16 protein-coding genes are annotated in these 19,358 nt (G+C 70.8%); 14 read left to right on the top strand and 2 right to left on the bottom strand.

Annotation, left to right across the window (positions count from 1 at the left end):
• Window positions 1-150: 150 nt before the first annotated feature.
• The gene (locus ACP93_RS15955; RefSeq protein ID WP_048491654.1) at window positions 151-1,644 is read right to left on the bottom strand and encodes an AAA family ATPase; all 1,494 of its coding nucleotides are present in this window, start codon (window positions 1,642-1,644) and stop codon (window positions 151-153) included.
• Window positions 1,645-1,786: 142 nt separating this feature from the next.
• Here ACP93_RS15955 and ACP93_RS15950 point away from each other — a divergent pair, with 142 nt between their 5' ends.
• From ACP93_RS15950 to ACP93_RS15910, 9 genes are all read left to right on the top strand, one after another.
• On the top strand, window positions 1,787-2,419 hold the full coding sequence (locus ACP93_RS15950; protein ID WP_017913046.1) for a ParA family protein: 633 nt from the start codon (window positions 1,787-1,789) through the stop codon (window positions 2,417-2,419).
• A 15-nt stretch (window positions 2,420-2,434) separates the two neighbouring features.
• A complete protein-coding gene (locus tag ACP93_RS15945) occupies window positions 2,435-2,911 on the top strand; it encodes a SixA phosphatase family protein (protein WP_010340932.1) in 477 nt (158 codons plus the stop codon).
• Window positions 2,912-2,994: 83 nt separating this feature from the next.
• Complete coding sequence (locus ACP93_RS15940; protein WP_228136071.1) at window positions 2,995-3,525, top strand: YceI family protein; 531 nt, start codon at window positions 2,995-2,997, stop codon at window positions 3,523-3,525.
• Between the two features lie 11 nt (window positions 3,526-3,536).
• Complete coding sequence (locus ACP93_RS15935; protein ID WP_048491687.1) at window positions 3,537-5,534, top strand: phospholipase D family protein; 1,998 nt, start codon at window positions 3,537-3,539, stop codon at window positions 5,532-5,534.
• A 151-nt stretch (window positions 5,535-5,685) separates the two neighbouring features.
• Window positions 5,686-6,105, top strand: coding sequence for a hotdog fold thioesterase (locus ACP93_RS15930; protein ID WP_048491652.1), 420 nt, complete (start codon window positions 5,686-5,688; stop codon window positions 6,103-6,105).
• A 113-nt stretch (window positions 6,106-6,218) separates the two neighbouring features.
• On the top strand, window positions 6,219-7,013 hold the full coding sequence (locus ACP93_RS15925) for a lysophospholipid acyltransferase family protein (protein WP_048491651.1): 795 nt from the start codon (window positions 6,219-6,221) through the stop codon (window positions 7,011-7,013).
• Window positions 7,014-7,080: 67 nt separating this feature from the next.
• The gene (locus ACP93_RS15920; protein WP_048491650.1) at window positions 7,081-8,073 is read left to right on the top strand and encodes a YheT family hydrolase; all 993 of its coding nucleotides are present in this window, start codon (window positions 7,081-7,083) and stop codon (window positions 8,071-8,073) included.
• A 349-nt stretch (window positions 8,074-8,422) separates the two neighbouring features.
• The gene (locus ACP93_RS15915) at window positions 8,423-10,498 is read left to right on the top strand and encodes a tetratricopeptide repeat protein (RefSeq protein WP_048491649.1); all 2,076 of its coding nucleotides are present in this window, start codon (window positions 8,423-8,425) and stop codon (window positions 10,496-10,498) included.
• Between the two features lie 18 nt (window positions 10,499-10,516).
• Entirely contained in the window at window positions 10,517-11,128 is a 612-nt protein-coding gene (locus ACP93_RS15910; RefSeq protein WP_048491648.1) for a YbhB/YbcL family Raf kinase inhibitor-like protein, read from the top strand.
• An 881-nt stretch (window positions 11,129-12,009) separates the two neighbouring features.
• Here the strand turns inward: ACP93_RS15910 and ACP93_RS15905 are convergent.
• Window positions 12,010-12,801, bottom strand: a complete 792-nt coding sequence (locus tag ACP93_RS15905) for an undecaprenyl-diphosphate phosphatase (RefSeq protein ID WP_048491647.1) — start codon at window positions 12,799-12,801, stop codon at window positions 12,010-12,012.
• Window positions 12,802-13,024: 223 nt separating this feature from the next.
• Here ACP93_RS15905 and glnA point away from each other — a divergent pair, with 223 nt between their 5' ends.
• The 5 genes from glnA (at window position 13,025) to ntrC (ending at window position 19,358) form a co-directional block, all read left to right on the top strand.
• On the top strand, window positions 13,025-14,434 hold the full coding sequence (gene glnA / locus ACP93_RS15900; protein WP_017908900.1) for a type I glutamate--ammonia ligase: 1,410 nt from the start codon (window positions 13,025-13,027) through the stop codon (window positions 14,432-14,434).
• 325 nt (window positions 14,435-14,759) lie between these two features.
• Window positions 14,760-15,098 (top strand): P-II family nitrogen regulator, encoded by a 339-nt coding sequence (locus tag ACP93_RS15890; protein ID WP_010341076.1) that lies wholly within the window; start codon window positions 14,760-14,762, stop codon window positions 15,096-15,098.
• 19 nt (window positions 15,099-15,117) lie between these two features.
• On the top strand, window positions 15,118-16,557 hold the full coding sequence (amt, locus tag ACP93_RS15885) for an ammonium transporter (protein WP_048491645.1): 1,440 nt from the start codon (window positions 15,118-15,120) through the stop codon (window positions 16,555-16,557).
• A 322-nt stretch (window positions 16,558-16,879) separates the two neighbouring features.
• Window positions 16,880-17,917, top strand: a complete 1,038-nt coding sequence (locus ACP93_RS15880; protein ID WP_048491644.1) for a two-component system sensor histidine kinase NtrB — start codon at window positions 16,880-16,882, stop codon at window positions 17,915-17,917.
• A 10-nt stretch (window positions 17,918-17,927) separates the two neighbouring features.
• Complete coding sequence (ntrC, locus tag ACP93_RS15875) at window positions 17,928-19,358, top strand: nitrogen regulation protein NR(I) (RefSeq protein ID WP_048491643.1); 1,431 nt, start codon at window positions 17,928-17,930, stop codon at window positions 19,356-19,358.

Raw genomic sequence — 19,358 nt, 5'->3', positions numbered from 1 at the left:
GGAGAGGGGTTGGGGTGAGGGTCGGGCGCAGCCGCGTACAGCGGGAGCACAGTTGCTGCCGCGGCAGGACTCAATCGATGGCATCTGATCGCGGCTGAAGCCGCTCCCACGCAGCGGCAGTAGCCGACGCCGCACCTGCACCGCCCGCAACTAATCCGCCGGCACCGTGCGCCCGCTGGCCCAGCTGCGCAGCGCCTGCACCTGTTCGGCCATCAGCACCGACAGCGGCCGGGTATTGCGGATCTCCTGCATCAGCAGGTCGGTGTCCAGCGGTCGCTGTTCGGCGTGCGCGGCGTACAGCCCGGAGACGATCGCCTGCTCGATCTCGGCACCGGAGAAGCCATCGGCCGCAGCGGCCAGCGGCGGCAACGCGAATGCGTCCGCGTGCAGCTGCCGCCGGGTCAGGTGCAGGCGCAACAGTTCCACCCGGCTCTGCGCATCGGGCAGGTCGACGAAGAAGATCTCGTCGAAGCGGCCCTTGCGCAGCAGTTCCGCCGGCAGCTCGTGCACCTGGTTGGCGGTGGCGACGATGAACACCCCGGCGCCGCCGTCGGCGCTGCCGCGTTCGGCCATCCAGGTCAGCAGCGTGCCGAGCACGCGCCGCGACACGCCGCCGTCCTCGCCGCCGCTGGCCAGGCCCTTTTCGATCTCGTCCATCCACAGCACGCACGGTGCCAGTTGCTCGACCGCGGCCAGCGCGTCGCGCAGGTTCTTCTCGGTCTCGCCGTGGTACTTGGCGTACAGCGCGCCCATGTCCAGGCGCAGCAGCGGCACGCCGAATCCGGCCGCGGTAGCCTTGGCCAGCATCGACTTGCCGCAACCCTGCACGCCGAGCAGTAGCACGCCCTTGGGCGGGTCCAGCCCCGGCGGCGCGGTGCCGGCGAACACCGCGCGGCGCTGCGCGATCCACTGCTTGAGCCGGCGCGCGCCGGCCACGTCCTCGAAGCGCGTGGCGTCGTTGTCGTACTGCAGGTGGCCGCTGCGGTTGAGCAGTTCGAACTTGAGCTTGGCCAGTTGCGGCAGGTCGGATGCGGTGAGCGCGCCGTCGGCGTAGATCAGTTGCCGGGCGATGCGCCGCGCGTCGATCAGGCTGAGCCCGCGCAGGTTGCGCAGGATCTGCTTGACCGCGTCGCCGTCGACCTCGACCCGGCGGCCGCCGAATTCGCGCGCGTAGCCCTGCGCCTCCTCCTGCACCATCTTCAGCAGCGCGTTGGCGTCGGGCAGGCGCGGATTGAAGCGGGTCGCCAGCGCCTCGAGTTCGGCCGGCAGTTCGATCCGCGTGCCGATCAGCACCAGCACGTGCGGCTGGCAGTGTCGGCGTTCGACGATGTCGCGCAACAGGCGCTGGTGGCTGGCGTAGCCCAGGTATGGGGTGACGTCGAGCAGCAGGTAGATGCCGCGCTGATCGGCCTGCTTGATCGCCTGCAGCACCGCGCTGGCGTCCGGCGGCCCGCTCGGCGGATCCTCGCGGTCCAGGTCGATGCGGCGCAGGCCCTCGGTAATCGACCAGCGGTGCAGGGCGCGCCAGACCTGGATCAGCGCCTGCCGGAACAGATCGACGATGCGCGCCTCCTCCTGCGTCTCGATCACGATCAGGGGCGTGTTGGCGCGGATCAGCGCGACCAGGTCCTGCAGCTCGCTCATGGCATCGGAAGGCGAAGGGGGCCGCCACGATAGCAAGCCCGGCGCCGGTCGGCGTGCTGCCGGCTGGCATGCTGCATGTTGACTACCGGCTGACGTAGGGCCGGTGTACGCTCCGGCTTCTTCCCCCGGAAGCGAGGCGTGCATGAAGACGATCCTGGTGGCCGGCTCCAAGGGCGGCGTGGGCAAGACCACGGTCGCCACGCACCTGGCGGCGTCCTACGCGCTGGCCGGCAAGCGCACGGTGCTGGCCGATGCCGATCCGCAGGGCTCCTCGACCCGCTGGGCCGAACGCCGCGCCGGCCTGGACAGCGCGGTGCTGCCGATCGACGCCAGCCGCAAGCGCAGCTGGCGCGCGGCGCTGCCCGACGACGCGCAGCGGGTGATCGTCGACGCCGCCGCCGGCGCCATGGCCGAGGATCTGACCCATTTCCTCGACGAGGCCGACGCGGTGGTGGTGCCGGTGATGCCGTCGGCGCTGGACATCGAGGCCACCGTCGGCTTCCTCAACACCCTGGCCAAGGTGCCGCGGGTGCACCAGCGCAAGCTGCCGGTCGGGCTGGTGCTCAACCGCAGCAAGCCCTGGACCAATGCCACCCAGCAGGCGTTGCAGATGCTCGCCGAATGGCCCTACCCGGTCGTGGCGCAACTGCGCGACAGCCAGGCCTACGTGGTGCTGGTGGGGCTGGGCCGCAGTCTGTTCGATTACCACTCCGTCCAGGTCCGCGACCACCAGCAGGACTGGGAACCGTTGCTCAAGTGGCTCAAGAAGGCCTGACCGATGACCATCGTTTTGCGAGAAGTGATCCTGCTGCGCCATGCCCACGCCGAACCGGCCGACACCGGCCAGGCCGATTTCGACCGGCCGCTGTCGCCGCACGGCCTGGCCGAGGCCGAGGCGGCCGGGCGCTGGCTGCTGGAACAGCGGCTGGTGCCGGACCGGGTGCTGTGTTCGCCGGCGCGGCGCGCGCGCGAGACCCTGGAGGCGGTGCTGGAGCTGACCGGCTACGTCGAGCAGCGCCTGGAGCCGCGCATCTACGAGGCCACCTCGGGCACCCTGGCCGACCTGCTGGACGGCCACCGCGACGTCGAGCGGCTGTTGCTGGTCGGCCACAATCCGGGCCTGGAGCGCCTGGCGGCGCTGATGCACAGCGGCCAGTCCGGCGACTATCGCGGCATGCCCACCGCCAGCGTCGCGGTGCTCGGGGTGCCGCACGACGCGGCGATCGAGCCGGGCGTGGCGCGGTTGACCGCGTTCTGGTGGCCCTGAGACCGCTGCGCAGGTCCCTGCGGCCGGCGCTGTGCGCCGCGCTGCTGCCGTTGTGTCTGTGGTGCGCCGTCGGCCATGCGCAGGTGGTGGCACCGGCCTTGCTGGCGCCCGGCGAGTACGCCCTGGACCCGGCGCAGTCGCGCTTCGGGTTCGAGATCCGTACCCGCTTCGGGCAGCGCATCGAAGGTTTCTTCCCGCGCTACGAGGGCACCGTGCACGTGCTGCCCGACGGCCGCCACCAGGTGCACCTGCGCCTGTTCACCGCCTACGTGGAGATCCCCGGCAAGCCGCGCTATACCGGCTGGATGCGCGGCGAGGATTTCTTCGACGCGCCGCGCTACCCCACCGTGTCGTTCGACTCGCAGCCGTTCTTGCCGCAGGTGCTGGGCAAGGGCGGGCCGATCCCCGGCACCTTGAGCATCCGCGGGGTCAGCCACGCCGAGACGCTGACCGTCATGCCGGCCGCATGCACCCGCCCAGGCTATGATTGCGATGTCATCAGCCGCGGTACGGTATTGCGTGGACGTTACGGAATGGACAAGTGGGATCTGGCCTTGAGCGACCGGGTCACCTTCGTGCTGCGCGCACGCCTGACCGGGGCGGCCACTCGGTGACATCGCGGCTGATGCGGGTGCTGGTGGTGGTGGCGCTGCTGCTCGGCAGCGGCTGCGCGAGCCTGTCGCAGGCGCAGCACGGCCGTGCCGTGGCGATCGCCGAGGCCGCGCGCGACCGCCAGGTCGATTGCACGCGCAGCGACCATTGCGCGTTGGCCTCGCCGCTGCGCGGGCTGGCGGGCAAGGCCTTCGCCCAGTCCGGCGCCGGCGCGCCGCGCCACTACGCCACCATCCTCGACCACGGCGAGGAGGCGTTGGTGGCGCGGGTCAACCTGATCCGCAGCGCCAGCCGCAGCATCGACCTGCAGACCTACATCTTCGACAAGGACGACAGCGCGCGGCTGGTGATGGACGAACTGCTGGCCGCGGCGCGACGCGGCGTGCAGGTGCGGGTGCTGATCGACCAGCTCTCGGCGATCTCCGACCTGCAGATCCTCGGCGCGCTGGCCGGCGCGCACGAGAACTTCTCGCTGCGCATCTACAACCCCACCTTCGGCCTGGCCAAGCCCAACTATTTCCACTACGCCGCCAGCGTGCTGTGCTGCTTCCGTCGCTTCAACCAGCGCATGCACAACAAGCTGCTGGTGATCGACGATGCGATCGGCGTGGTCGGCGGGCGCAACTACCAGGACGACTATTTCGACTGGGACGCCGAGTACAACTTCCGCGACCGCGACGTGCTGGTCGCCGGCCCGGTGGCGCGCTCGATGGCCGCCAACTTCGACGCCTACTGGGCGGCGCGGCGCAGCGTGCCGGTGGCGCGGCTCAACGACGTCGGCAAGCTGCTGCTGCGCGAGGGCGTGCCGGCGATGCCGCCGGCGCAGTTCCTGCGCCCGGAGCGGGTGCAGCGGGTCAGCGAGGAGGCGTCCGATCCGGCCTTCGTGGAGAACGCCTTCGTGCTGCCGGCGTTGCCGGTGCGGCATGTGGACTACGTCGCCGACCTGCCGCAGAAGCACCGCCGCGAACACGGCCCCAAGGCCATCTCCACCGCGCCCAAGCTCGACCGGCTGATCGCCGAGGCGCGCGAGGAGATCCTCCTGCAGACGCCGTACCTGGTGCTGTCGGACCCGGCGCAGGAGATCTTCCGCGACCTGCGCAAACGCACCCCGCCGCCGCGCGTGGTGGTGGCCACCAACAGCCTGGCCGCCACCGACAACCCGGTGGTGTACGCGCTGTCCTACAAGTACAAGCGCCGCAATTTGCGCGAGCTGGGTTTCGACATCTACGAGTACAAGCCGTTCCCGCTGGACGCGCCGGTGGACTACGCCAACCTGCTGCCGGCGCCGCTGCAGGGCGAGCTGCCGTCCGCACCGGCCAGCGGCGAGAGCAGCGGCAGCGATGCCGGCAGCGGCCGCAACACGCTGCTGGGCGGCAGCGCCGCCGGCCGCAGTTCGCTGCTCGGCAGCGGCAGTGGCGGGCCGTCCGGCAACCGCGCCGACGGCAGCCAGGTCGCGCGCCGCGTGCTGCGCACCGAGACCCGCCCGTCCTGCCTGAGCCGGCGCATCGCCAACCGGCCGTTGCCGGTGACCCGCGAGGGCGCGCGCATGGGCCTGCACGCCAAGTCGCTGGTGGTGGACCGCCGCGTCGGCGTGATCGGCACCCACAACTTCGACCCGCGCAGCGAGACCTACAACACCGAGGGCGCGGTGATCGTCGACGATCCGGCGTTCGCGCAGGCGCTGGCAGCCAGCATCGGCCGCGACATCGAGCCGGAGAACTCCTGGGTGGTGGCGCCGCGGGTCAAGCCGCCGGTGCTGTCGGGCCTGAACTACAGCATGGGCAAGGTCTCCGAGGCGCTGCCGGTGCTGGACTTCTGGCCATGGCGCTACGCCACCGACTACGAATTCCAGCCGGGCCCCGACTGCCCGGCACCGCTGACCCGGCGCGACCCCGGCTTCCACCGCTGCTACAGCGCGGTCGGCGACTTCCCCGAGGTCAACGTCGGCCCCAAGTGGCTGCTGGTGCGCATGTTGACGGCGTTCGGTTCTGGGCTGGTGCCGATTCTTTGAGGGGCGGGGATTGGGGATTCGGGAGTGGGGATTCGTAAAAGCGCTTCCCTGCGACCGGATGCCTCGTCCTGGCGCGATAATGTCCGTGCCGGGGATGCCGCTCTTGCCAATCCCCAATCCCCAATCCCTAATCCCCAATCCCGGCCCCCCAATGTCCTTTCGCGAACCCGCCGATCTCGCCGTCCTCAACGCCGATTGCCGCGACACCCTGATCGCGCAGCTGGGCATCGTCTTCACCGAGGCCGGGCCGGATTGGCTGCGGGCGACGATGCCGGTGGACGCGCGCACGCGGCAGCCGTACGGGCTGCTGCACGGCGGCGCGTCGGTGGTGCTGGCCGAGAGCCTGGGCAGCACCGCCGGTAATCTGTGCGTGGAGCCGGGACGGATCTGCGTGGGCCTGGAGATCAACGCCAACCACCTGCGCAGCGCGCGCAGCGGCGTGGTCACCGGCACTGCGCGGCCGTTGCACGTAGGCCGGACCACCCAGGTGTGGGAGATCCACATCGAGGACGCGGCGGGCAAGCCGGTGTGCGTGTCGCGGCTGACCCTGGCGGTGGTCGACCGCGGCTGAGTCCAGGCCCGGGCTGAACCCTGCCTTCGCACGCGCGGCTGGCGCGTCTGCAGCGGCGTCTTCGGGCTGACACAATTCTCCGCTAGGCCCCTGCTTCCGGTACCCTTGTCCGAATGAGCGAGTTCTCCCCACCCGCCACGCGCCAATACGGTGGGGCGCTGCGCTGGGTCCGTTACGGCTACCGCGTGCCGCTGCTGGCGTTGCACGTGCTGTTGTCGCTGCCGTTCCTGCTGGTGTGCATGGCGCTGTCGCCCGGCCGCGCCGGCACCGAGTCCTTCGGCGACCGCATGGTCTGCTGGTGGTCGACCTGGCTGCTGCGCATCTTCGGCCTGCGCGTGCGCCGCATCGGCGCGCCGCTGCCCAATCCGGTGCTGTTCGTCGCCAACCACGTCAGCTGGATCGACATCGTGATGCTGCACAGCCAGCGCATGATGGGCTTCGTCGCCAAGCGCGAGATCGCCGGCTGGCCGCTGGTCGGCTGGCTGGCCGCGCGCGGGCAGACCATCTTCCACCAGCGTGGCAGCACCGAGTCGCTGGGCGGGGTGTTGCAGGCGATGCTGGAGCGGCTGCGCTCCGGGCGCTCGGTCGGCGTGTTCCCGGAAGGGCGCACCCGCGGCGGCCAGGACGTGGGGCCGTTCCACGCACGCATCTTCCAGGCCGCGGTCGAGGCCGAGGTGGCGGTGCAGCCGGTGGCCTTGCGCTACGGCGCCGGCGGCGCGGCGCAGCAGATCGTCGCGTTCGGACCGCACGAGAGCTTCTTCGCCAACTTCCTGCGCCTGCTCGGCGAGCCGGGACGCGTGGCCGAGGTGCATTTCCTGGAGCCGATCCGGCTGCAGGACGTGGAAGGACGCCGGCGCATCGCCGAGACCTCGCGCGCACGCATCGTCACGGCGATGGCACAACCCTGAACACCGGGACACCACCCATCGCCCGCTTGACCGATTACTCCATTCGGTGGGTGCAAGCTCGCTGCCCATGAACGCAACCGATTACTCCCCCCCACGCTGGCTGCGCAACCCGCACGTCCAATCGGTACTGGGTTCCAGCCTGCTGCGCGTGCGCCGTGGCGAGCAGTTGCTCGCCGCCAGCGGCGCCACCACCACCTCGCACATCCTCGACGGCGGCGACGGCGTGCGCCTGCAGGGCTGGCTGAGTGTGCCGGCCGGCGACGCGCCGCGCGGCACCGTGCTGCTGTTGCACGGCTGGGAAGGCAGCGCCGACTCCAGCTACATGCGCCTGACCGCAGCGAAGATGCTGGCGCTGGGCTACCAGGTGTTCCGGCTCAACTTCCGCGACCACGGCGGCACCCACCACCTCAACGTGGACCTGTTCCACTCCGAGCGCCTGGACGAAGTGGTCAATGCCGCCTGCGACCTGTGGCAGCGCTTCCCGGCGCCGACCCTGCTCGCGGCCGGCTATTCGCTGGGCGGCAACTTCGCCCTGCGCCTGGCGCTGCGCGCGCCGGCGGCGGGGCTGCCGCTGCAGCACGTGGCCGCCGTGTGCCCGCTGCTGGACCCGGCCACGACCATGCAGCGGATCGAGAACGGCCCGCAGTTCTACGACTGGTACTTCCGCCGCAAGTGGCGCGAGTCGCTGATGCGCAAGCGCGAACTGTTCCCCGACCGCCACGGCTACGACGACGCCACCCTGGCGCTGGACATGCGCGGGCTGATGGCCTGGCTGGCGGAGCGCCACGCCGGCTTCGCCAGCCTGGACGCCTACTTCGACAGCTACTGCATCGCCGGCGAGCGCCTGCTCGGCCTGCGCGTGCCGGCCGACATCCTGATGGCCGAGGACGATCCGGTGATCCCGCTGGACGACTTCCGCAACTGGCGCCTGCCCGAGGTCGCCCGGCTGGAGATCGCCCACTGGGGCGGCCATTGCGGCTTCATCGAGAACGCGCGCGGCGACGGCTTCGCCGAACGCTGGGTGGCCGAGCGGCTGACCGAGGGGCTGGTGGAAGCCTAGCCCGCGCCACGGGACAGCCTGGAGAGCGACCTGTCTGCCGCCTGCGTCGGTCTGGGAGCAAGCGTTTCGGGCTGCCAGGCGGGCGTCGTCGTTCCAATGCGCCGCTGCGAAGCGACTCCCGCGCTCGCATGCATCCACAGTGCATGCCTTTGCGCGGCGCGAGGGCCGCTGCCGGACATCTTGCAACGTGCAGGACATTCGCAATACGCGTCGCGTTTCCTGGTGCCTGCCGCCGCGCAGCATTCGCACTACGACGGACCCGACGCCCGTCCGCTGCCCCGCCAGGCGCCAGCGCAGGGCCGCTGTGCGCTCCCGCTACAATGCGGGTTTGCCCCAACGCCGGACCCACATGCACCAGCCCATTCTCGACGCCCTGCGCCGCCAGGACACCGCCGACGCGCTGCGTCTCGCCCAGACCTGGGCCGCCGAGGCCGCCGACGACCCGCAGGCCTTTCGCTGGCTGGCGCTGGCGCAGCAGCAGCACGGCGAGACCGCCGCCGCCCTGGACAGCATCGGCCGCGCGATCGCGCTGGCGCCGGAAGACGCCAGCCTGCACCTGCTGCACGCCGGCATGCTGGTCAGCGCCAACGACCTGGCCCAGGCCGAGGACGCGCTGGCGCAGACCGCGGCGCTGGATCCCAATGAATTCCTCGCCTACGTGATGCGCGCGCACCTGGCCCTGGGCCGTGGCGACCTGGACGAAGTGGAGCGGCTGAGCCGCACCGCTGCGCGCCTGCAGCCTGAGCATCCGCAACTGCTCGGCGTGGACGGCATGCTGGCGCTGCGCCGCGGCGACGCCGACCGCGCGCTGGCGCTGCTCTCGCGCGCCAGCAATGCCCTGCCGGAGGATCCGCGCCTGCTCTACGCGCTGGGCTTTGCCTATCTGGACAAGCAGCACTTCGCCTTCGCCGAGACCGCGTTCCGCCGCGTCGCCGCGCTCACCCCGGGCACCAGCGCGGCGATGATGGCGCTGGTCGCGCAGCTGGCCTACCGCCAGGGCCGCCTGGACGACGCCATCACCGCGCTGGAGACGGTGCTGGCCGATCCGGCCGGCGACACCGCCAACATGCGCCGGCTGGCCGGCGAATACGCCTTGCAGGCCGACCGCCCGGCCGAGGCGCTGGAGCACCTGCGCCGTACCCTGGCGGTGGCGCCGGACGATCGCCGCACCCTGCATGCGGCGCTGATCGCCTGGCAGCGGCTGGGTACGATCGACGACGCCCGCGCCACCCTGGAAGCGGCGCTGGCCACCACCACCGAGGCCCACGACCTGTGGCTGGCGCGGCTGGCGCTGGAGCCGGTAGGCGGCCCCGAGGCGCGCGCGCTGATCGCGCGCTGGCAGGCGGCGATGCCGGCGCACGTGCCGGCGCTGGAAGCGCAGCTGCGCGTGCACGACATGGCCGGCGAGCGCGACCAGGGCGAGGCCGTGGCGCAGCGCATCGTGGCGCTGGAACCGGGCCGGCTCAGCGGCGAGGAGCGCCTGGTCGAGGCGCTGCTGGAGCGCGGCGAGCACGACGCCGCCATCGACCACGTGCGCGGTCTGATGCAGCGCATGCCCGAGCGCGACCGCACCGTGGTGCGGCCGTGGCTGGCGGCGGTGCAGGATGCCGCCGGGCGCCCGGAGGAGGCGCTGGCGACCTGGCTGGCCTTCCAGCAGGAACAGTTGCCGCACCGGCTGCCGCTGCCGCCGCTGGGCCAGGCCGCGGCGCAGTGGCCGCCGCTGGGCGCGGTCGACCCGCAGAATCAGGCGCGCCCGCTGTTCGTCTGGGGTCCGCCGGGCAGCGGCGTGGAGCGGGTGATCGCGGTGATCGACGCGGCCAGCCCGGTGCTGCGCGGCGACCGCTTCGGCCCGCAGCCGCCGACCGACGGCCTGCAGCGCTTCCGCAGCGTCGAGGAACTGGACAGCGGTGCGCTGGACGGTGCGGCGCTGGTCGCCGAGTGGCGTGCGCAGCTGCCGGCGCGCGGCGTCGGCGACGGCAACATCGTCGACTGGCTGCTGTGGTGGGACAACGCGCTGCTGCGCGCGCTGCGCCCGCACCTGCCGGAAGGGCGGCTGCTCGTGGTGCTGCGCGATCCGCGTGACATGCTGCTGGACTGGCTGGCCAACGGTGCCCCGGCGCCGCTGGGCCTGGCCTCGCCGGAGACCGGCGCGCAGTGGCTGGCGGCGGTGCTGGCGCAGGTTGCCGACCTGCACGAACAGGATCTGTATCCGCACCATCTGGTGCGCCTGGACGGGACCGAGCACGATCCGGCCGGCGTGGCGGCGGCGCTGGAGCAGGCGTTCGGCGTGGCGTTCCCGACCATCGCCACGGTCGGCCCGCCGCGCCTGGCCGCCGGCCACTGGCGTGCCTACGCCGCGCCGCTGGCCGCCGCGTTCGCGCTGCTGACGCCGGTGGCTGTGCGTCTTGGCTACCCTGAAACCTGATCCCCACGGAGGCCCCCCATGCAACTTCGCAGTGACAGCATCCAGCCGGGTCAGCCCATCGCCGCGGCCTACGCGATGGGCCAGGCCGACGGCTTCGGCGGCAACCGCAATCCCCACCTGGCCTGGGATGCGGTGCCGGCCGGCACCCGATCCTTCGTGCTGCTGTGCGTCGATCCGGACGTGCCGACCGTGGCCGAGATGGTCGGCCGCGACGACGTGCAGATCCCGGTAGACCAGCCGCGGACCGAATTCGTGCATTGGGTGGCGGTGGACCTGCCGGCCGACCTGCGCGAGATCGCCGAAGGCAGTGCCAGCGACGGCGTGGTGGCCAAGGGCAAGCCGCAACCGCCCGGCCTGGCGGGCGCGCGGCAGGGATTGAACAGCTACACCGACTGGTTCGCCGGCGACGCGGCGATGGGCGGAGACTACTACGGCTACGACGGTCCCTATCCGCCGGCCAACGACCTGCGCGTGCACCGCTACTTCTTCCGCCTGTTCGCCCTGGACGTGGCGCAGCTGGACGTGCCGGCACGTTTCACCGCCGCAGACGCACTGCGCGCGATGCAGGGCCATGTGCTGGCCGAAGCCAGCCTGCACGGCACCTACAGCCTCAATCCAGCGGCGAAGTAAACCGTAAAGCCCCACTCCCCTCGGGAGAGGGGTTGGGGTGAGGGTCCGGCGCGCGAAGCGCCTGCGTGGATCCATTGCTGCGAGGCTTCGCTCGTACCCTCATCCGCCCCTGCGGGGCACCTTCCCCCGAAAAGGGGGCCATGGTCCCGGTGGGAGAAGGGAAGGGCCAGAGCCCCTCTCCCCTCGGGAGAGGGGTTGGGGTGAGGGTCCGGCGCGCGAAGCGCCTGCGTGGATCCATTGCTGCGAGGCTTCGCCCGCACCCTCATCCGCCCCTGCGGGGCACCTTCTCCCGAGGGGAGAAGGGAAGGGCCAGAGCCCCTCTCCCCCCGGGAGAGGGGTTGGGGTGAGGGTGCGCCGCGCGAAGCGCCTGCATGGATCCATCGCTGCGAGGCTTCGCTCGTACCCTCATCCGCCCCTGCGGGGCACCTTCTCCCGGTGGGAGAAGGGAGGGCCAGAGCCCCTCTCCCCCCGGGAGAGGGGTTGGGGTGAGGGTCCGGCGCGCGAAGCGCCTGCCTGGATCCATTGCTGCGAGGCTTCGCCCGTCCCCTCATCCGCCCCTGCGGGGCACCTTCTCCCGGTGGGAGAAGGGAGGGCCAGAGCCCCTCTCCCCTCGGGAGAGGGGTTGGGGTGAGGGTCCGGTGCGCGAAGCGCCTGCCTGGATCCATTGCTGCGAGGCTTCGCCCGTCCCCTCATCCGCCCCTGCGGGGCACCTTCTCCCGAGGGGAGAAGGGAGACGCCGAGCCCCTCTCCCCCCGGGAGAGGGGTTGGGGTGAGGGTCCGGGGCGCGTAGCGCCTGCATGGATCGATCGCTGCGAGGCTTCGCCCGTACCCTCATCCGCCCCTGCGGGGCACCTTCTCCCGGTGGGAGAAGGGAGAAGCCGTCACGCCGCCGGCAACCACAGCAGCAACGCCGTGCCCAGCACGATGCGGTACACCGCGAAGGCGGTGAAGCGGTGCGACTTGATGTAGCCCAGCAACCACTTCACCACCACGAAGCCGGTGACCATCGAGGCGACGAAGGCCAGCGCCACGTCGCCCCAGTTCTCGCTGCCCAGGCCGCCGTCCTTGTACAGCTCCAGGAACGAGTAAGCGCTGGCCGCGAACATGGTCGGGATGCCGACCAGGAAGGCGAACTCGGCCGCGGCCGAGCGCTTGCTCAGGCCCAGCAGCATCGCCAGGAAGATCGTCGCCGCCGACCGCGAGGTGCCAGGGAACACGCCGGCCACCACCTGCGCCAGGCCGACCGCGATGGCCACCGTCCAGGTCACCGTCTCGCGCTCCGGCAGGCGCGCAGCGAAGTACTCGGCCACCAGCATCCACACGCCGCCGATCACCAGCGCCCAGGCCACCGGCTCCACGCTGTCCGGCAACTGCCAGCCGGCCTTGCGCACCACCAGGCCGACCACTGCAGTGACCAGGAAGGCGGCGCCCAGCTTGAAGGCGTAGTCGCGATTGGCGCGGTCGCCCAGGCCGGTGGCCAAGTCCCACAGGCGCTGCCGGAACACCAGGGTGGTGGCCAGGATCGCGCCGGCCTGGATCACGATGTTGAAGAAGTCCGAACGGTGGCCGAGCCAGCGCTCGGCGATCAACAGGTGCCCGGTGCTGGAAATGGGCAGGAATTCGGTGAGGCCTTCGATGATGCCCAGCAGCAGGGCCGACAACAGATCGCTCATGGAGGAGAGGGTCGCTTTGGGGGAGGGGACGCTGCGCAAGGATAGAGCATCCGCCTCGCGCACAAATTTGGTGCGTTCAGGTGTGAATGCACCACTAAAGTGCGGTGCGTTTGCATCCTTCGCGTGCACGCTTCAGCAGAATCAAGGGCTTGTGAGTGCCACATGCTTGGCATGGCGATTGCTGATACTCGCCCACGCCCTTCACAACCCGAGGTTGCATCGAATGTCTGCGGAAACTATTGAGAAGCTGGTCAAGGACAACAAGATCGAGTTCGTCGACCTGCGCTTCGTCGACATGCGCGGCGTGCAGCAGCACGTCACCTTCCCGGTCAGCATCATCGAGCCCGCGCTGTTCGAGGAAGGCAAGATGTTCGACGGCAGCTCGATCGCCGGCTGGAAGGGCATCAACGAGTCGGACATGGTCCTGCTGCCCGACGCCGACACCGCCTTCGTCGATCCGTTCATGGCCGATCCGACCCTGGTGCTGACCTGCGACATCCTCGACCCGGCCACCATGCAGAGCTACGGCCGCGACCCGCGCGGCGTGGCCAAGCGCGCCGAGGCCTACCTGAAGTCCAGCGGCATCGCCGACCAGGCGTTCTTCGGCCCGGAGCCGGAATTCTTCATCTTCGACGGCGTGCGCTTCGGCAACGAGATGGGCCACACCTTCTTCAAGATCGATTCGGAAGAAGCGGCCTGGAGCAGCGGCAGCAAGATCGAAGGCGGCAACAGCGGCTACCGTCCGGCGGTCAAGGGCGGCTACTTCCCAGTGCCGCCGACCGACTCGCTGCAGGACCTGCGCGCCGAGATGTGCAAGACCCTGGAGCAGGTCGGCATCGAAGTCGAAGTGCACCACCACGAAGTGGCCACCGCCGGCCAGTGCGAGATCGGCACCAAGTTCAACTCGCTGGTGAAGAAGGCCGACGAGCTGATGATGATGAAGTACATCATCAAGAACGTTGCCTACCGCAACGGCAAGACCGCGACCTTCATGCCCAAGCCGATCGTCGGCGACAACGGCTCGGGCATGCACGTGCACCAGTCGCTGGCCAAGGGCGGCACCAACCTGTTCTCCGGCGACGGCTACGGCGGCCTGTCGCAGATGGCGCTGTGGTACATCGGCGGCATCTTCAAGCACGCCAAGGCGATCAACGCCTTCACCAACTCCGGCACCAACAGCTACAAGCGCCTGGTCCCGGGCTTCGAGGCGCCGGTGATGCTGGCCTACTCGGCGCGCAACCGTTCGGCCTCGTGCCGCATTCCGTGGGTGTCCAACCCGAAGGCGCGCCGCATCGAGATCCGCTTCCCGGATCCGCTGCAGTCCGGCTACCTGACCTTCGCCGCGCTGATGATGGCCGGCCTGGACGGCATCAAGAACCAGATCGATCCGGGCGCGCCCAGCGACAAGGATCTGTACGACCTGCCGCCGGAAGAGGAGAAGCAGATCCCGCAGGTGTGCTCCAGCCTCGACCAGGCGCTGGAAGCGCTGGACGCCGACCGCGAGTTCCTCAAGGCCGGCGGCGTGTTCACCGACGACTTCATCGACGGCTACATCGCGCTGAAGATGCAGGAAGTGACCAAGTTCCGCGCGGCCACGCACCCGCTGGAATACCAGCTGTACTACGCCAACTGAGTTCCACGCGCGGCGATGGCGAAGGCTTCCCCTCCCTCCTTCGCCATCGCCGCCACCTGCCTGGCTGGGGAGCCGCGCAGGTGGTCCGCGCCGGACATCGCGTCATCGCTTGTCCAGGGGATGTACCGCGCAACAGAGCGCTTGCGTGCCGTGGGCCACGTTCCCTCCCACGTCGCCGTCGCCGCCGCACCTTGCGTGCGGTGGGCCACGGCGTGATCCACGGAACGCATCGCGCAGCAGTAACCGCGCCGTTCGCGGCGCGGTCGATGGGCCCAGTGCCGGTCGGCCTTCGGCGGCCGGTTCCTTCCACCAACGGGGTATGCGCATGAAACTGATCACCGCCATCATCCGGCCATTCAAGCTCGACGAGGTCCGCGAGGCCTTGTCGCAGGCTGGGGTGTCCGGCATCACCGTCACCGAGGTCAAGGGCTTCGGTCGGCAGAAGGGCCACACCGAGTTGTATCGCGGTGCCGAATACGTCGTCGACTTCCTGCCCAAGATCAAGATCGAGACCGTGGTGACCGACGAGCGTCTGGACGCCGTGGTCGAGGCGATCCAGGGCGCGGCCGGCACCGGCAAGATCGGCGACGGCAAGATCTTCGTCACCGCCATCGAGCAGGTCGTCCGCATCCGTACCGGCGAAATCGGCGCCGATGCGCTCTAACCCCACCTTGGAGCCCTTCATGAAGACAGGTCTGTTCGCCGGGTGGAAGGCCCGGTTCTACGCGGTATGCATGCTGATGCTGGTCAGTGCGATGGCGGTCGGCGTGCCCGGCAACGCCTTTGCCCAGGCCGAAGTCACCCCGGCGCCGACGCCGGACGTGGTCACCGAACAACTGACGCCGCCGCCCGCGCCGGCCGCCGCGCCGGCCGCGGCCACGCCCGCACCGGTGGTGGACAAGGGCGACGTCGCCTGGATGCTCACCTCCACGCTGCTGGTGTTGCTGATGGTGGTGCCGGGCCTGGCGCTGTTCTACGGCGGCATGGTCCGCGCCAAGAACGTGCTGTCGGTGCTGATCCAGGTCGGTGTGGTGTTCTCGCTGATCGCCGTGCTGTGGGTGGTGTACGGCTACAGCCTGGCCTTCGCCGACGGCGGTCCGTTCATCGGCACGCTGCACAAGGCGCTGCTTGCCGGTGTCGACACCACCACGCTGGCCGACACCTTCTCCAAGGGCTTCAAGCTGCCGGAGTACGTGTTCGTCGCCTTCCAGCTGACCTTCGCCGGCATCACCGGTGCGCTGATCGTCGGCGCCTTCGCCGAGCGGGTGAAGTTCGCCGCGGTGCTGCTGTTCGTGGTCATCTGGTTCACCTTCGGCTACCTGCCGCTGGCGCACATGGTGTGGTCGGCCCCGGGCTTCCTGTTCGGCAAGGGCGCGCTGGATTTCGCCGGCGGCACGGTGGTCCACATCAACGCCGGCGTGGCCGGCCTGGCCGGTTCCTACTTCGTCGGCAAGCGCCTGGGCTTCGGCCACACCGCGCTGAAGCCGCACAACGTGACCCTGACCTTCGTCGGCGCCTCGCTGCTGTGGGTGGGCTGGTTCGGCTTCAACGCCGGCTCGGCGCTGGAAGCCAACGCCACCGCGGCGCTGGCTTTCCTCAATACCCTGCTGGCCACCGCTGCGGCAGTGCTGGCGTGGTCGCTGACAGAGAAGGTGATCAAGGGCAAGTCCTCGGCGCTGGGCGTGGCCTCGGGCATGGTCGCCGGCCTGGTCGGCATCACCCCGGCCGCCGGCACCGTGGGGCCGTTCGGCGCGATCGCCATCGGCGTGGCCGCCGGCGTGATCTGCGTGTGGGGCGTGACCGGGCTGAAGAAGCTGCTCAATGCCGACGACACCCTGGACGTGTTCGGCGTGCACGGTGTCGGCGGCATCGTCGGTGCGATCCTCACCGGCGTGTTCACCGACAAGGCGCTGGGCGGCATGGGCTACGCCGAGGGCGTGACCATGGGCCACCAGGTGCTGGTGCAGGCCGAAGGCGTGCTGATCACCGTCGGCTGGATCGGTGTGGTCTCGGTGGTCGGCTTCCTGATCGCCAAGCTGGTGATCGGCCTGCGCGTGCCGGAAGACGCCGAGCGCGAGGGCCTGGACATCACCTCGCATGGCGAATCGGCCTACGAGTCCTGAGGTTCGCCGGCCCGCGACGGCGGTCGCGGGCCTTGTCGCAGTGCGTGTGGGCGACGCTGGTTGCCGGCCCACGCGACCGCGGCCTTCGCCGGCGCGTCCTGGGGGGAAGCGCCGGCCATTCTCAAAAGATCGAGGTATTCCGCGTGGCCATTCGCCTCGCCACACCCCCGGCTTTCCGCAAGATTCCTGGCTGCGTCCAAGGCCGGGCGGCAGCGTCCACCGGTCCGCAGGCGGCCGCATGCCGGGCCGTCCGCAAGGGCGGGGGCCGCGCCATGCGCCGCTCGCCCGTGCCGCCTGCCGGGCTTTGCACTACATTGGTGCAATGGCCATGAACACCACGCCCCCTCCTCTTTCTGCGCTCGGCACCCCGGTGGTCTGGGCCGATGGCGACGGCCGCCTGCGCGGCGCCAACCCTGCCTTCGCGCGCTGGCTCGGGGTCAGCGTGCGGCGCCTGCTCGACCAGCCGCTGGCCTCGCTGGAAGTGCAGGGCGATGCACTGGCCCGTTTCCTGCGCAACGACGAACGCGACGTGCTGCGCCTGCACCGCATGGCCCTGGCCGTGCCCGGCGAGCCGCCGCGCTTCGCCGAGGGCTGGCTGTCGCGGCTGGACGAGGGCGGCTGGCTGCTGGAAGCGCACCCGGTCGACGAATTCCCCACGCCGGACCCGGCGCAGGCCTTGCCGAACGCGCTGAGCGCGGCGCTGAAGGGCCTGGCCCACGAACTGCGCAATCCGCTGGCCGGACTCAAGGGCGCAGCGCAGCTGCTGGCGCGGCGCGCCCAGCACCGCGACGAGGACGAACGCGAACTGATCGAGCTGATCGGCGCGGAGATCGAGCGCCTCAACAGCCTGCTCGACCAGTTGCTGTCGCCGGCGCCGGCGCGGCCGCACGCCATGCTCAACATCCACGCGGTGCTGGAGCGGGTGCTGCGCCTGGCCGAGAACGAAGGCGGCTGGTCGGTGCGCCTGCAGCGCGACTACGACCCCAGCATTCCCGAATTCCTCGGCGATGCCGACCGCCTCACCCAGGCGGTATGGAACCTGGTGCGCAACGCGATCCAGGCCGGCGCCGCACAAGTCACCCTGCGCACCCGCGTCGAGCACGGCCAGCGCATCCGCGACCACGTGCACGCGCGCGGCTTGCGCCTGGAGATCGTCGACGACGGCCGCGGCGTGCCCGAGGAACTGGCCGAGCACCTGTTCCTGCCGCTGGTCAGCGGCCGCGCCGAAGGCAGCGGCCTGGGCCTGGCGCTGGCCCAGCAGGTGGCGCGCGAACATGCCGGCTCGCTGACCTACCGCTCCCGCCCCGGCCACACCGTGTTCACCCTGCTGCTGCCGCAGCGCGCAGCGGATACCGATTAGGAGCACTGCGATGACCGAGTCCCTGCAAGGAACGCAACGTATCTGGGTGGTCGACGACGACCGGTCGGTGCGCTTCGTGCTGTCCACTGCGCTGCGCGACGCCGGCTACAGCGTCGATGGCTTCGACAGCGCCGCCGCCGCGCTGCAGGCGCTGGCGCAGCGGCCCATGCCCGACCTGCTGTTCACCGACGTGCGCATGCCCGGCGACGACGGCCTGGTGCTGCTCGACAAGCTCAAGGCCGCGCATCCGCAACTGCCGGTGATCGTGATGTCCGCCTACACCGACGTGGCCAGCACCGCCGGCGCGTTCCGCGGCGGCGCCCACGAATTCCTGTCCAAGCCATTCGACCTGGACGACGCGGTGGCACTGGCGGCGCGCGCGCTGCCCGACGCCGGCAGCGCCATCGCCGCGGCGTCGGCGGCGGCGCCGGCCGGGCAGGGCAGCACCGAACTGATCGGCGACACCCCGGCGATGCGCGCGCTGTTCCGCGCCATCGGCCGGCTGGCACAGGCGCCGCTGTCGGTGCTGATCAACGGCGAGACCGGCACCGGCAAGGAACTGGTCGCGCACGCGCTGCACACCGAGTCGCCGCGCGCGCGCAAGCCGTTCGTGGCGCTCAACACCGCCGCGATCCCGGCCGAACTGCTGGAGAGCGAACTGTTCGGCCACGAGGCCGGCGCCTTCACCGGCGCGCAGCGCCGCCACATCGGCCGTTTCGAGCAGGCCGACGGCGGCACCCTGTTCCTCGACGAGATCGGCGACATGCCGCTGCCGCTGCAGACCCGGCTGCTGCGCGTGCTGGCCGAGAACGAATTCTTCCGCGTCGGCGGACGCGAACTGATCCGGGTCGACGTGCGGGTGATCGCCGCCACCCACCAGGACCTGGAAGCGCTGGTCGAACAGGGCCGCTTCCGCGCCGATCTGCTGCACCGCCTGGACGTGGTGCGGCTGCAGTTGCCGCAGCTGCGCGAGCGCCGCGCCGACGTGCCGCAACTGGCGGAGAACTTCCTGGCGATGGCGGCGCGCAAGCTCGACACCCCGCCCAAGCGGCTGGCACCGGCGGCGCTGGACGCGCTACGCGCCTATCCGTGGCCGGGCAACGTGCGCGAGCTGGAGAACGTGTGCTGGCGCCTGGCCGCGCTGGCGCCGGCGGAGATCATCGATGCCGGCGACGTCGAGGCCGCGCTGTTGCGTGGCGGTCGCCGCGAGCGCAGCGGCGACGGCGGCGAGTGGGACACGCAGCTGTCGGCCTGGGCGCAGCAGCGCCTGTCCGATGGCGCCGAGGGCCTGCATGCCGAGGCCCGCGAACGCTTCGACAAGGCGCTGCTGGAAGTGGCGCTGCGCTTCACCCAGGGACGCCGCGCCGAGGCCGCCGCCCGCCTGGGCGTGGGCCGCAACACCGTCACCCGCAAGCTGGGGCCGAGGCGGCGCAGGCGCTGA

Source organism: Xanthomonas sp. NCPPB 1128 (assembly GCF_001043115.1).
GTDB lineage: Bacteria > Pseudomonadota > Gammaproteobacteria > Xanthomonadales > Xanthomonadaceae > Xanthomonas_A.
The sequence above is the reverse complement of the archived record's forward strand: the minus strand, read 5'-3'. Positions and strand labels throughout refer to the sequence as shown.